The 12,933-nt window shown below is 68.0% G+C and carries 14 protein-coding genes and 1 rRNA gene; 5 read left to right on the top strand and 10 right to left on the bottom strand.

The window, feature by feature from the left end; translation table 11 throughout:
* Together rrf and Aple_RS14860 are read left to right on the top strand one after the other, a co-directional pair.
* Window positions 1-104 (top strand): 5S ribosomal RNA (gene rrf, locus Aple_RS14855); the annotation flags it as partial.
* Between the two features lie 147 nt (window positions 105-251).
* A complete protein-coding gene (locus tag Aple_RS14860) occupies window positions 252-1,139 on the top strand; it encodes a serine hydrolase (RefSeq protein WP_155345176.1) in 888 nt (295 codons plus the stop codon).
* On the opposite strand, the gene Aple_RS14865 is transcribed toward Aple_RS14860, so the two are convergent.
* From Aple_RS14865 to Aple_RS14890, 6 genes are all read right to left on the bottom strand, one after another.
* Complete coding sequence (locus Aple_RS14865; protein WP_246264475.1) at window positions 1,129-1,830, bottom strand: response regulator transcription factor; 702 nt, start codon at window positions 1,828-1,830, stop codon at window positions 1,129-1,131. The two genes, Aple_RS14860 and Aple_RS14865, sit on opposite strands and share 11 nt — an antisense overlap.
* A gap of 54 nt (window positions 1,831-1,884) precedes the next feature.
* Entirely contained in the window at window positions 1,885-2,703 is an 819-nt protein-coding gene (gene pstB / locus Aple_RS14870) for a phosphate ABC transporter ATP-binding protein PstB (RefSeq protein WP_218038341.1), read from the bottom strand.
* 50 nt (window positions 2,704-2,753) lie between these two features.
* The gene (pstA, locus tag Aple_RS14875; RefSeq protein ID WP_155345177.1) at window positions 2,754-3,644 is read right to left on the bottom strand and encodes a phosphate ABC transporter permease PstA; all 891 of its coding nucleotides are present in this window, start codon (window positions 3,642-3,644) and stop codon (window positions 2,754-2,756) included.
* Window positions 3,644-4,585, bottom strand: a complete 942-nt coding sequence (gene pstC, locus Aple_RS14880; protein ID WP_155345178.1) for a phosphate ABC transporter permease subunit PstC — start codon at window positions 4,583-4,585, stop codon at window positions 3,644-3,646. The genes pstA and pstC overlap by 1 nt, the downstream gene beginning before the upstream one ends.
* Window positions 4,585-5,580, bottom strand: a complete 996-nt coding sequence (locus Aple_RS14885; RefSeq protein WP_218038332.1) for a PstS family phosphate ABC transporter substrate-binding protein — start codon at window positions 5,578-5,580, stop codon at window positions 4,585-4,587. Before Aple_RS14885 ends, pstC begins: the two co-directional genes overlap by 1 nt.
* A 178-nt stretch (window positions 5,581-5,758) precedes the next feature.
* The gene (locus tag Aple_RS14890; RefSeq protein ID WP_155345179.1) at window positions 5,759-7,012 is read right to left on the bottom strand and encodes a helix-turn-helix domain-containing protein; all 1,254 of its coding nucleotides are present in this window, start codon (window positions 7,010-7,012) and stop codon (window positions 5,759-5,761) included.
* Between the two features lie 155 nt (window positions 7,013-7,167).
* On the opposite strand from Aple_RS14890, the gene Aple_RS14895 reads away from it, so the two are divergent.
* Window positions 7,168-7,443, top strand: coding sequence for a NifB/NifX family molybdenum-iron cluster-binding protein (locus Aple_RS14895; RefSeq protein WP_155345180.1), 276 nt, complete (start codon window positions 7,168-7,170; stop codon window positions 7,441-7,443).
* A 91-nt stretch (window positions 7,444-7,534) separates the two neighbouring features.
* Here Aple_RS14895 and hisN read toward each other — a convergent pair whose 3' ends face one another.
* From hisN to aroA, 3 genes are all read right to left on the bottom strand, one after another.
* Window positions 7,535-8,314, bottom strand: coding sequence for a histidinol-phosphatase (hisN, locus tag Aple_RS14900; protein WP_373869586.1), 780 nt, complete (start codon window positions 8,312-8,314; stop codon window positions 7,535-7,537).
* 75 nt (window positions 8,315-8,389) lie between these two features.
* Entirely contained in the window at window positions 8,390-9,439 is a 1,050-nt protein-coding gene (gene rsgA / locus Aple_RS14905; protein WP_155345328.1) for a ribosome small subunit-dependent GTPase A, read from the bottom strand.
* Complete coding sequence (gene aroA, locus Aple_RS14910; protein WP_155345182.1) at window positions 9,436-10,713, bottom strand: 3-phosphoshikimate 1-carboxyvinyltransferase; 1,278 nt, start codon at window positions 10,711-10,713, stop codon at window positions 9,436-9,438. Before aroA ends, rsgA begins: the two co-directional genes overlap by 4 nt.
* Before the next feature lie 127 nt (window positions 10,714-10,840).
* Between aroA and Aple_RS14915 the strand changes: the two genes are divergently transcribed.
* Both Aple_RS14915 and Aple_RS14920 read left to right on the top strand, forming a co-directional pair.
* Window positions 10,841-11,557, top strand: a complete 717-nt coding sequence (locus Aple_RS14915; protein ID WP_155345183.1) for an SOS response-associated peptidase — start codon at window positions 10,841-10,843, stop codon at window positions 11,555-11,557.
* Between the two features lie 118 nt (window positions 11,558-11,675).
* The gene (locus tag Aple_RS14920) at window positions 11,676-12,008 is read left to right on the top strand and encodes a TraR/DksA family transcriptional regulator (RefSeq protein ID WP_155345184.1); all 333 of its coding nucleotides are present in this window, start codon (window positions 11,676-11,678) and stop codon (window positions 12,006-12,008) included.
* Here Aple_RS14920 and Aple_RS14925 read toward each other — a convergent pair.
* The gene (locus Aple_RS14925) at window positions 12,005-12,757 is read right to left on the bottom strand and encodes a class I SAM-dependent methyltransferase (protein WP_155345185.1); all 753 of its coding nucleotides are present in this window, start codon (window positions 12,755-12,757) and stop codon (window positions 12,005-12,007) included. The genes Aple_RS14920 and Aple_RS14925 overlap by 4 nt on opposite strands.
* Window positions 12,758-12,933: the final 176 nt, after the last annotated feature.

Below are 12,933 nucleotides of genomic sequence, written 5' to 3' on the forward strand. Positions count from 1 at the left end.
GCGGTGGGGAAACACCCGGTTACATTCCGAACCCGGAAGTTAAGCCCTCCAGCGCCGATGGTACTGCACCGGGGACGGTGTGGGAGAGTAGGACGCCGCCGGACAATCTTTATCGAAAGCCCCAGCCGTTTGGCTGGGGCTTTCGTGTTTTCTGAGGCTTCTCTGGGAGCTTCGCCAGGCAGGGGACAACACGCCCAAACCCCCACTAAGTTGGGTCCCAGACCCGACGCCCCTCCCCGGAGACTCCCCCCATGGCGCCCAGGCACGCGACGATCGCAGCCGCACTCGCCCTGGCAGTGGCCTGCGCCCCGGCCTCCCCGTCGGTCACTCCTGCGGCGACTCCCCAGCAACAATCCGCTCTCGTCCGCCTCAGCGCTGTCGCCACGGAGAGAACCGAACACGTCCCCCCGATTGACCAGGCGAAGCTCACCAAGCAGCTCCGCATTTTCGTGGCCAAGCACCCCGGTCGGACGTCCGCCGCGGTGGAAGACCTGCTAACTGGCCGCGTTTACCGCTTCCGTCCCAATGAGCTGCTCCCGACCGCCAGCACCGCCAAGGTCAACATCCTCATGGCCGCCCTCCGGACAACCCGCTGGAAGAGCCTCCCCGCTTCGGCCCGCCACGACGCCGACATCATGATCCGCGTGAGCGACAACAAAGCCGCCGACCGCCTCTGGGAGCGAATCGGCCGAGAAGGCGGCCTGACCAGGGCCAACAAAGCCTTCAAACTAAAGAAGACCACCGCCATCGGCGGCAGCTGCGTAGACCTCTACTGCTGGGGAATCACCAGAACAACCGCCCCCGACCAGGTCCGCCTGATCAAACTCCTGACCCGCAAGAACAGCCCCATCAAAGACCGCCGAACCATCCTGACCCTGATGGAAAAGATAGTCCCCGAACAAAAATGGGGCATCAGCGCCGGCGCCTGCGAAGGCGAATCCGTCGCCCTGAAGAACGGCTGGCTCAAACACGTCGCCAACAAACAATGGGTCATCGTCAGCGCCGGCCTCATAGCCAACAGATTCGCCGTGGCAGTCCTCACCGAGGACAACCCATCCAGCGAATCCGGCATCGCCAAGGTAGAAGGCATCACCAAACAATTGATGACCGCCTTCCGGACCTGCCCGTCTACGGAGTGACTAGGCGGTAGCCGACGCCTCGGACTGTTTGGATTAGTTTGTCGTCTTCGTCGCCTAGGCGGGCGCGGAGGCGTTTGACGTGGACGGCGATGGTGTTGGTGGACATGGCGTCTACCGAGTGCCAGACGTGGCGCATGATCTGTTCGCGGGTGACGGTGCGGTCCGCGTTGCGCATCAGGTAGTGGAGGAGTTCGAATTCGCGCAGGGGTAGGTGGACCACGCGGCCGTCGACCTTGACCTGGTAGGCGGTGACGTCGAGGGACACCTCGCCGATGGTCAGGACGGTGCGCTGGATGCCCTGGCGGCGGAAGGCGGCCTGGACCAGGGGGAGGAGTTCGGGGACGCGGTAGGGGCGGGCGACGCAGGCGGTGGCGCCGGCGGCGAGGGCCTCCATGGCCTGTTCCGCGTGGCCTTCGCCGACGCCGAGGAGGACGGGGATGGCGCGCGCCAGCCGTACCGCGCGGACGAAGTCGACGGGGCCGATGATGGGCAGCGAGGCGCTGATCAGCACGGCGTCGGGGCGCAGGGCGCCTGCTTGAAGCAGGGCCTGCGCCCCGTCGAAGACACCGGTGACGTCGATGCCCTCGGATTCGAGTTCGGACGTCAGCGTCTGCACCATGTCACTGTCGGGATCCGCGATCAGTAGCACCGGCGCCGATCGAGTGTCCCCCTCCACTGCGGGTGCCGTCACCCGGGTCCTCCCTGCGAGTGTGCCTGTGAACCAGAGCGAGTTCGAAGAAAACGATCAGCCGAAGCGTCCGGTGATGTAATCCTCGGTTCGCTTGTCGGAGGGCTTGGTGAAGATCCGGGTGGTCTGGTCGAATTCGACCAGTCGCCCGTGCCGCACCCCGGCGTCGTCGACGTCGGCGGTGAAGAACGCGGTCCGGTCGGAGACGCGGGCCGCCTGCTGCATGTTGTGGGTGACGATCAGGATCGTGTATTCCTGGCGCAGTTCCTGCATCAGGTCTTCGATCTTCGTCGTCGCGATCGGGTCGAGGGCCGAGCAGGGCTCGTCCATGAGGATGACCTCAGGCTTGACCGCGATGGCCCGGGCGATGCACAGTCGCTGCTGCTGTCCGCCGGACAGCGAGAGCGCGTTCTGCTTGAGCTTGTCCTTGACCTCGTCCCAGAGGGCGGCCTTCTGGAGCGCCTCTTCGACGATAGAGTCCATGTTCTTCTTGATGCCGTTGACCCGCGGGCCGTACGCGACGTTGTCGTAGATCGGCTTGGGGAACGGGTTCGGCTTCTGGAAGACCATGCCGATGCGGCGGCGGACTTCGATCGGGTCGACGTGGTCGCCGTACAGATCCTCCTCGTGGTAGAGGATCTTGCCCTTGATGTGGGCGCCGGGGATCAGGTCGTTCATCCGGTTGAAGCAGCGCAGCACCGTGCTCTTGCCACAGCCGGACGGGCCGATCATGGCGGTGATCTCGCGGCGGCCGATCATCATGTCGACGTTCCGGACGGCCTCGTAGTCGCCGTAGAAGACGCTGAGGTCCTCGACGGTGAAGACGGGGTCGAGTGAGCCGGGGGTGTTGGGGACGTCGGGGCCGCGGAGGGTCACGTTGGGCTGAGTCACTCTGCCTGCCTGAGTCGTTCCGTGCGTCAAGGGATTCACCAGCGCTTCTGGTAGCGGTTCCGGAGCCAGATGGCGAGGGAGTTCATCAGCAGCAAGATCGCGAGCAGCACGACGATCGCAGCCGCGGCGAGGATGTGGAACTCCTCGCGGGACTGGCTGATGAGGTTGTAGATCTGCAGCGGCAGGACGGTGAAGCTGCTCCAGATCCCATCGGGGTTGAAGCGCACCAGTGTCGCGGCGCCGAGCATGAGGAAGGGGGCGGCCTCGCCGATGGCCCGGGACAGGGCCAGGATGGAGCCGGTGGCGATGCCGGGGATGGAGGCGGGCAGCACCTGCCGGTAGATCGTCTGCCACTGGGTGGCGCCCAGGGCGAGCGAGCCTTCCCGGATGGAGGGCGGCACCGCGCGGATGGCCTCCCGGGCCGAGATGATGACGATCGGGAGCACCAGCAGCGAGATGGTGACCGCGCCGGTCATGACCGTGAATCCGAAGTCGAGCCAGCGGGCGATGATGCCGAGACCGAGGATTCCGTACACGATGGAGGGGACGGCGGCCAGGTTGGCGATGTTGAGCTCGATCAGCCGGTTGTACCACCTGGTGTTGTCGGCGTACTCCTCCAGGTAGATGGCGGCGAGGACGCCGGTGGGGAGCGCCATCAGGGCGGTCAGGCCGATGATCCAGAGGGTGCCGGTGATGCCGGAGAGCACGCCGGCGGTCTCGGGACGCCGTACTGACGGGAAGTTCTCCCAGAGGCGGGAGTCCAGGCGCGGCCAGCCTTCGGTCAGCGTGTACGCCAGGAGCAGGGCCAGGAAGATCAGCGCGATCGCCAGGCTGGACAGGAGGGCGATCCTAAACAGATGCTCCCGGAGCGGGCGTCCCTTGCCGACCAGATCAACCTGGGACCGCGGTGTCGAGAGGATAGCCATTACTCGTACACCTCACGATATTTCTTCACCATGCGGGCGCTGAACCAGTTCATCGCGAAGGTCATGATGAACAGCAGCGACCCGACCGCGAAGATGGTCTTGTACGCGATGGACCCCACCGGAGCGTCCCCGGACCCCGCGCTGGCGATGAAGGCCGCCATGGTGGCCATCTCACTGCCCGGGTTGAACGTGAAGATCGACTTGAAGCCGGCCGCGATGGCCACGATCATCGTCTCGCCCGCGGCGCGGGAGATGGCCAGGATGATGGCCGCCACGATGCCGGAGAACGCCGCCGGGAGCACCACGCTCACCGACGTCGTCATCTTCGAGGCGCCCAGCGCGAACGAGCCTTCGCGCAGGCTGCGCGGCACCGCCGACATGGCGTCCTCGGACAGTGACGCCACGATCGGGATGATCATGACGCCGACCAGCAGACCCGCGCTCAGCGCGTTCCTGGGGTCGAGCGAGAACGGCAGGATGTCCTGCAGCAGCGGGGTGACGAAGCTGAAGGCGAAGAAGCCGAAGACCACGGTCGGGATGCCCGCCAGCACTTCGAGCACCGGCTTGAAGATCTTGCGGATCCTGGGGGTCGCGTACTCGGACAGGTAGATCGCGGCCGCCAGGCCGAGCGGGATCGCCACGATGATGGCGATCAGGGTGATCTCCAGGGTGGCCACGATGATCGGCCACACGCCGAAGCTGGGCGGCGAGAACAGCGGACCCCACGAGGTGGAGCCGAAGAACTCGCCGAAGCTGACCTCGGAGAAGAACTCGATGGTCGGCTCCAGCAGGGCCGCCACGATGCCGAGCGTGGTCGCGATCGACACCAGCGCGGCGGCCAGGAGGAGCACCTTGACGGCGGCCTCTCCATAACGCGGGCGCGACCGCGCCAGGGACCGGTTGGGCCCCGGCGCGGTCGCTCGGTTGTTCGCCGAAGTCATCAGCCGGCCTGCGTCTTGAGGGACGCGGAGTCCGTCTTGAGCTTGGCCTCCTGCTCAGGGTTGAGCGTGATGAACTTGGCGTCCTTGGCGATGGTCGCGATGTTGGCCACCAGGTAGTCCACGAACGCGGTCACTTCGGGCTTCTTCAGCTCAGCCAGGTTGGGGTAGATGAACAGCGGCCGGGACAGCGGGGTGTAGGTGCCGTCCTGAGCGGTCTGCGCGCTCGGCCCGACGCAACCGGCGCCGGAGTCGACCTGCACGGCCGTCAGCTTGTCCATGTTCTCCTCGTAGTAGGTGAAGCCGAAGTAACCAAGGCCACCCTTGGCGCCGGCGACACCCTGCACGATGACGTTGTCGTCCTCGCTGGGGGAGTAGTCCTTGCGGCTGACGTTCTTCTCACCGTTGATCTCTTCGGTGAAGTACTCGAAGGTGCCGGAGTCGGTGCCCGGGCCGAAGAGCTTCAGCGGCTCCTTCGGGAACTTGGCGTCGACCTGGTCCCAGCTGTTGATCTTGCCCTCGGCGCCCGGCTCCCAGATCTTCTTGAGCTGGTCGACGGTGAGGCAGGTGGCCCAGGTGTTCTCCTTGGGCACGACCACGGTCAGGGCGTCGGTCGCGACCCGCAGCTCGCCGAAGTTGATCCCCTTGGCGGTGCAGGCCGCCTTCTCCTCGTCCTTGATCGGGCGGGAGGCGTTGGCGATGGCGGTCTCACCGGCGCAGAACTTCTCGAAGCCGCCGCCCGTGCCGGAGGTGCCGACCGCGAGCTTGACCTGCGGCTGCTCCTCACCAAAGATTTCCGCGGCGACCTGGATCAGCGGGGCCACCGTGCTCGAGCCATCGATCTTGATTTCGCCGGCGAGCGCGGCCGGAGCGCTTTCCGCGCCACCCGTGGCTTCGGTGCTGGGGTCGGCCGGAGTGGCCGTTTCCCCGCCGCCACATGCAGCGAGCGAGAGCACACCGGCGAGCGTCACCGCGGCGAGTCGACCTGCATACTTCACGGTCTTCGTCCTCCCATTTGTTTCATCAACGGGTAGGACGCTAAGGAGCCAAGGTGACCTAATCCCCAGGCAAAGGTGAACGCATAATGAACGGGCTAGGTCATCTCGCTACTGATAACGAGCAGGTCACGCCGGTGACGTTCATCTGAGACCGGGCGTAACACCACGCCCGGTTCAGTTAAACGACAGTTGAACGCAGCCGGTCATCGAATTCGCGGACCAGCAGAGAGGGCGGTCCCTCGTAGTCGCGCCGGAACCGGCGGACCCGCTGGAGCACCCGCTCAGAGGAATAGACGACGCCCGCTTTGAGCGCTTCCTGGGCGAGGGTGAACGCCTCGTCCACCTCGCCGGCCATGCGCCGGGCGGTCGCGATCTCCAGCATCAGCAGGGCCTGCTGCTTGGCGGCGGGCCGCACCGACACCAGGGATTCGGTGAAGGCGGCGACGGCGTCCTGGGGACGGCCGAGCCGGACCATGACCAGGGCTCGGTATCCGGCGAGTTTGCCCGGATCGAAGGGGAACACCCACGGCCATGGCGGCGAAACCGTGCGTTCACCCGCGGCCACCGCGAGTTCGGCTTCGCGTAAGCAGCGCAGGGCGCCGTGCGCGTCGTGGCGGGCCGCGTGGCCGAGCGCCTCGATGCAGGCCAGCCAGGCGCGCGCGGTCGGGGGCGGGTGCGAGCCGGTCCGCGCCCGGGCCTGGGCGACCATGGACAGGCCCAGCTGCGGGTCGTCATGATCGATCTCGAAGGCGGCCAGGCTGCCCAGCATGTACGCCTCCAGCAGCGGATGCTCGGCCCGGCGCGCCGAATCCACCGCGAACCGGTAGAACATCCGGGCGGTGCCGATGTCCTGCATGTCGGCGTGCAGCCAGGCGGCGAACCCGGCGGCCTCGCTGACCGTCGGGCACACCTCGATCGCGAACGGCGTCTCCGCCGACCGGACCAGGGCGCGCTTGGTCAGCTCCACGTGGGCGACCGCCCCCCGGGCGAGCTCGCGGGCGGGCGTGTCGGACTCCAGCCTGCGCTGCGCGCCGGTGATCGCGGCGAGCGAGGCGGCGGTGGTCTCGTCGGCGGCGCGGTAGGAGATCGACGGCGTCACCGGCAGCGCGGCCAGGAAGGCTACCTTGCTGAAGTCGCGGCGTTTCGTGGGATCCTCACCGCCCCGGTCGCCAATCCGGAGGAGGTACTGGGGCACGCCGAGCGTCCGGGCGATGTCCCTGATCTGGTCGACCGAGAGCATCTGCTGCCCGCGCAAGACCTTGGACACCCAGCTTTGCGAATAGCCGACCGCGTGGGCGAGCTGGCTCTGGGTCCAGCCATGAGCGGACCGGACCTCGTCGAGGAGTGTCGCCATGTCGCATTCCGCGAGCGCGGTGGCGACGAGGGGGCGGGCCCAGAATTCGGGCTGCAGACCGTTTCCGTCATGACCCATGACCGTAAGTTACTCCCGATCCCGGCGTCACGCAGGAATTCGTCTCACGAATAGTGCGATTGCTGATCGTGGTGGCGTATTCCTCCGGTCGCTCGACCCTGTTGAGGATCGCGAGTATGGATGCTCTCACCAGGACAGGCTCGCGTGGAAAGGTCATGACCAGCTATCACGGCCCGCACGTGCCCAGTCGGCCGGAGCCGGACGCGAAGCAGATCAACTGGCGCCCCGGGATTCGGCGGACCGATCGGGAACGTGTTCGGGCTCATTCGTGCTCGTGCCGGGGTGTGGTGTACGAATTCGTCGGCGCGGCGGGGCAGTACTTCATCCGCAGGACGACCCTGCAGACCGGCGCGATGGAAGAGACCGAGCGCATGCTGGCGGTGCGCGCCGAGCAGATGTGGGCCGATCTCTTCGCGGGCCGTGTCTATTAATGAGAAAGTCGTGATCTGGACAACCGCAGCGGTGAATCGCCTGGTCGGCGGCTATGCGGCTGGCTATGGGGCGGGTTTCTCATTAATTTGATCAGCCGCCGAGGCGCTTGAGCACCTCGCTGTGGAGCAGGCCGTTGGTGCTGACCAGGTTGCCGGCTTCCAGGGGTGACGCGCCGTTGAGCCCGGTGCAGGTGCCGCCCGCCTCCTCCACGATCACGGTGATGGCGGCCATGTCCCAGGGCGACAGTTCGGGTTCAGCCGAGATGTCGACCGAGCCCTCCGCCACCATGACGTGCGACCAGAAGTCGCCGTAGCCGCGGCTGCGCCAGACGGCGCGGTTCAGGTCGAGGAAGTTGTCGAGTTTGCCCGCCTGCTCCCATTCGTGCAGGTCGGAGAAGGACAGCGAGGCGTCGTCCAGGCGGTGCACCGAGGAGACCTGGCAGCGGCTGGCCTTCGTCAGGCTGCGGCCGGTCCACGCGCCGCCGTCCTTCGCGGCCCACCAGCGGCGTTGCACCGCGGGGGCGGAGACGACGCCGACGACGACCTTGCCCTCTTCCATCAGGGCGATGAGGGTGGCCCAGACGGGCACGCCGCGGACGTAGTTCTTGGTGCCGTCGATGGGGTCGATGACCCAGGAGCGCATGCCGTATCCGGTCTTGCCGAACTCCTCGCCGATGATGGCGTCGCGGGGGCGGGCGCGGCGCAGGGTGCCGCGGATGGCCTCCTCGACCGCGCGGTCGGCGTCGCTGACCGGGGTGAGGTCGGGTTTGGTGTCGATCTTGAGGTCGACGGCTTTGAAGCGGCGCATGGTGATGTCATCGGCGGCGTCCGCCATCACGTGCGCGAGGCGCAGATCGTCGCTGTATCCCATCACGGGACACAACGCTACCGCGTATACACGGGCCGCATCAGAGGCGGGACCGGTCCAAATGCTACGTGCTGGTAGCTAATCCTCGGCGTTTCCTTCGCGGCTGAGGAGGAGCCTGCGCAGCGACTCGAGGCGGGCGGGCTCGGCGTGTCCCTCGGCCACGAAGGCGTTGAGCGCGCAGTCGTCGCCCAGATGGGTGCACCCTTTGGGGCAGTTGACGGTGGCTTCATTGAGGTCAGGGAAGGCCACCAGGACGTTTTCCATCTCCACATGGCCGAGTCCGAAGCTGCGCACCCCGGGCGTGTCGATGATCCAGCCGCCCTCCGGCAGCTCCAGCGCGACCGCCGAGGTGGAGGTGTGCCGCCCGCGCCCGGTGACCGCGTTGACGTCGGAGACCGCCCGCGCGGCGGTCGGCACCAGCGCGTTGACCAATGTGGACTTGCCCACGCCCGAATGCCCGACGAGCACGCTGACCCGGTTGACGAGATGGTCGCGGACCTCGCCCAGCTCGCCGCCCTTCCGGTGCACCAGGTACTGCACACCGAGTGGCTCATACTGCGCCACCAGTGGCCCGGGCGAGGCGAGGTCGGCCTTGGTGAGGCAGAGCAGCGGTTCGATGTCGGCGTCGAAGGCGGCCACCAGCATGCGGTCGATCATCCGGGGCCGGGGTTCGGGATCGGCCAGCGCGGTCACGATGACCAGCTGATCGGCGTTGGCGACGATCGGGCGCTCGATCTCGTCGTTGTCATCCGCGCTGCGGCGCAACATCGAGCGGCGCTCCTCGCGGCGCACGATCCGGGCGAGCGTGTCGGGCCGCCCGGACACGTCCCCGACGAGGGCGACCAGATCGCCGACGACGATGCCCTTGCGGCCGAGCTCGCGCGCCTTCATGGCCACCACGACCGCGGAGCGTTTGCCCCGGCGGCGCGGGATGGGCGCCTCGCCGTCCACCAGCGGGGGGAGGGCGGGGATGCTGGGACCGATCAGGCAGGTGTAGCGCCCGCGGTCGACGGCGATCACGAAGCCTTCGACGGCCTCCTCGTGGGCAGGGCGGAGCCGGGTCCTGGGGCGGGAGCCCTTCCCCGGCCGGACCCGGACGTCGTCCTCGTCGTATTCCCTCTTTCTCAGGACATGTCCCCCAGCATGTGCGCCCACATCCGGGTGAAGTCCGGGAGGGTCTTGCGCGTGGTGGCGATGTCCTCCACCTGGACTCCGGGTACGAGCAGGCCGAGCACCGCGCCGGCGGTGGCCATGCGGTGGTCCTCGTAGGAGTGGAAGACGCCGCCGGTGAGCGGGCGCGGGCGGATCTCCAGGCCGTCCTCGGTCTCGTTGGCGTCGCCGCCGAGGCGGTTGATCTCGGTGACCAGCGCGGCCAGGCGGTCGGTCTCGTGGCCGCGGATGTGCCCGATGCCCCGCAGCCGGGTGGGCGAGACGGCCAGCGCCGCCAGGGCCGCCAGCGTGGGCGCCAGCTCGGAGGCCTCGCGCAGGTCGGCGTCGAGGCCGGTGATCGTGCCGGTGCCGCGCACTTCGAGGCCGCCGGGCACCCGGGTCACCTGGGCGCCCATATCGGCGAGGAGATGGCGCAGGTGGTCGCCGGGCTGGGTGGTCTGCTCCGGCCAGTCCGGCACGGTGACCGTGCCGCCGGTGGCCATCGCGGCGGCGAAGAAGGGGGCCGCGTTGGACAGGTCGGGTTCGACGGTGAAGTCGGTGGCCGCGATCGGGCCCGGGGCCACCCGCCAGAGGTCGGGTTCGCTGTCGTCCACCTCGACGCCGCGGGCGCGCAGCATCTGGACGGTCATCTCGATGTGCGGCATCGAGGGCACCGGCGGGCCGACGTGCCGGACGGTCACGCCCTTCTCGAACCGGGCGGCGGCCAGCAGCAGGCCCGAGACGAACTGGGAGGAACCGGAGGCGTCCAGGGAGACCTCGCCGCCGGTCAGCGGGCCGCGGATGGTGAACGGCAGGGTGTCGGCGCTGACCTGGGCGCCCAGGGTGCGCAGCGCGGTCAGGATGGTGCCCATCGGGCGTTTGCGGGCGGCCGGGTCGCCGTCGAAGGAGACCTCGCCGTCGGCCAGCGCGGCCACCGGGGGGACGAAGCGCATCACGGTGCCGGCCAGGCCGACCTCGATGTGGCCGCCGCCGGTGAGCGGGCCGGGGGTGAACGCCCAGTCGGCGCTTTCCGCGGTCTCGTTGGAGGCGGTCATGCGGGCGCCGAGCGTGCGCAGCGCGGCGGTCATCAGATCGGCGTCCCGGCTGCGCAGCGCGAGCCGCACCGAACCCGGGCCGTCGGCGAGCGCGGCCAGGAGCAGCGCGCGGTTGGTCACCGACTTCGAGCCGGGCAGGCGGACGGTCGCGGTGACGGGCTCGGAAGCCGTCGGCGCGGGCCACAGAGGAGCGGACATGCGTCCCAGCCTATCGTTGGGGCAGGCTGGGGGTTTAACGAGAAAGGCGTGATCCTGGACAACCGCGGCGGTGAGTAGCCTGGTCGGTGGCCATGCGGTTGTCTATGGGGACGGGTTTCTCGTTGAAATGTGCGGAAGATATGCGTCGGCGCGCAATCGGCATGATCTGCTGGAGGAGTTCGAGGTCGAGCTCGACTCGGAGGAGGAGATCGAGCCCGACTACAACGTGGCTCCGACCAAGGACGTGTACGCGGTCATGAGCCGGGTCCCCAAAGTCGAGGGCGCCACCCAGCCGGTACGGCAACTGCGCGTGATCCGCTGGGGCCTGGTCCCCAGCTGGGCCAAGGACCCGTCGATCGGCTCCCGCCTGATCAACGCCCGGATGGAGACGCTGGCCGACAAGCCCGCCTTCCGCAAGGCGTTCGCGTCCCGGCGCTGCCTGCTCCCGGCTGACGGCTATTTCGAGTGGATGCCGACCCCGGACAAGAAGAAGCAGCCGTACTTCATCCATCCGGCGGACGGCGGCGTGCTGGCCATGGCCGGCCTGTACGAATTCTGGAAGGACCCCGACGGCGAGTGGCTCTGCACCTGCACGGTGATCACCACAGCCGCCGAGGACCACCTGGGCGAGATTCACGACCGCACCCCCATGTGCATTGAAAAAGACCACTGGACAGATTGGCTCGACCCGCGCATTACGGACGCCTCTGAACTCCTGGTTCCGGCCAGTGCCGCGGGGCTGGTCGCGGAGCCCGTGTCAATGGCGGTCAATAACGTCCGGAACAACGGCCCGGAACTTATCCACCCACTTCAGGACACTGGGGACCCCAGCCCGCTCTTCTAACCGCCCACTGGTGTAAGAACAGCCCGGTGAGGAAAGCATGTAACAAATGGCCCTTGCCGGGAGACCGGGGGATATCTCCGGCGGGGGTTTCCCCCCATTTTCCCGGAGGTGCGGATTCGTGGACGACGCGACCGCGCGTATGCGCCTGGAGAGCATGCTCGAAGAACTGGACCGCTCGATCGGGGTGCTCACCGGCGATCCGGTCGCGGTGCGGGAGCGGTCGGCCGCCGACGCGGGCTCCGATCTGACCGACGCGGATCGCACCCGGGCGATGATCGACGTCGCCACCCGGCAGCGCACGGCCGTGCTGGCCGCGTTGAAGCGCCTGGACGAGGGCGGTTACGGCCGCTGCGTGGACTGCGGCAAGATCGTCCCGGAGGGCCGCCTGGAGGCACGCCCCGAAGCCGCCAGGTGTGTGCTGTGCCAGGCCCGGGTGGAGCGCCGCCGCTAGGCGGGTTTGCGCGCGCTCGCCACCAGATGGATGCCGACCGTGTCGTCGTCGTCGGGGTGGGCGTCCAGCTCGGTGCGTACCAGCCAGGACAGGGAGCGGCCGTCGGCGCCGAGGACGTGGTCGACCGTGGACGGCGACAGCACCGTGCGCGGGCGGATCCACTCCACCTCCAGGCCCGCGTCGTTGAGCACCTCGCGCAGCTGCAGGCTGGTGAAGCACCGGGTGATGCTGCCGTCGGGCCACGGCACCAGCATGACCTCGCCGGTCTGGCACAGATGCGCCCAGTAGTTCTGCTCGGCCAGGATCGCCATGCCCAGCACCAGCGAGTCCACGCAGACCAGCGCCCGGCCGCCGGGCTTGAGCACCCGGGCCACGTCGGCCAGCGCCGACTCGGCCATGATGTCCATCGACAGGGCGCGCTCCTCGGCGACCACGGCGTCTACCGAGGCGTCCGGCAGGAACCCCAGATCGTCGGCGCGCACCTTGTGGATGGGGCTGTGGATCACGTCGAAGGCCTCGCGCAGCCAGGGCTCCCCGTTCCTGCGGAAGTCCACCAGCTCCACCACCCGATGCCCGGCCCGCGCCGCCTGGGCCGGCCAGCGGCCGCGGCCCCCGGACAGGTCGAGCAGGAGCGAAGGCCGGGTCGGCAGCCAGCGCCGCAGTTGCTCGGCGACGACCGCGTGGTAAAAGGTCCAGTACGGCCCGAGGGTTCCCGTGCCGTTCAGTTCGGTGGCCGGAATGGGCAGCACGCTAGGCTCCTGGACGTTGGGTTCCGGGCTACCAGCCGGTACGTAGCTTTTTCCCCGAAGTTGGCCACCCGTACCTTTCCACGGGAACAGACTCTACGCGTGCCCTGTTGCAAAGGGGCATGAACGCGTTGCTGGAGAGGCCTTTCCAGGCTGCCGATGTCGTGCCGGTATTCTCG

The sequence above is a fragment of the Acrocarpospora pleiomorpha genome (assembly GCF_009687885.1).
GTDB classification, from domain to species: domain Bacteria; phylum Actinomycetota; class Actinomycetes; order Streptosporangiales; family Streptosporangiaceae; genus Acrocarpospora; species Acrocarpospora pleiomorpha.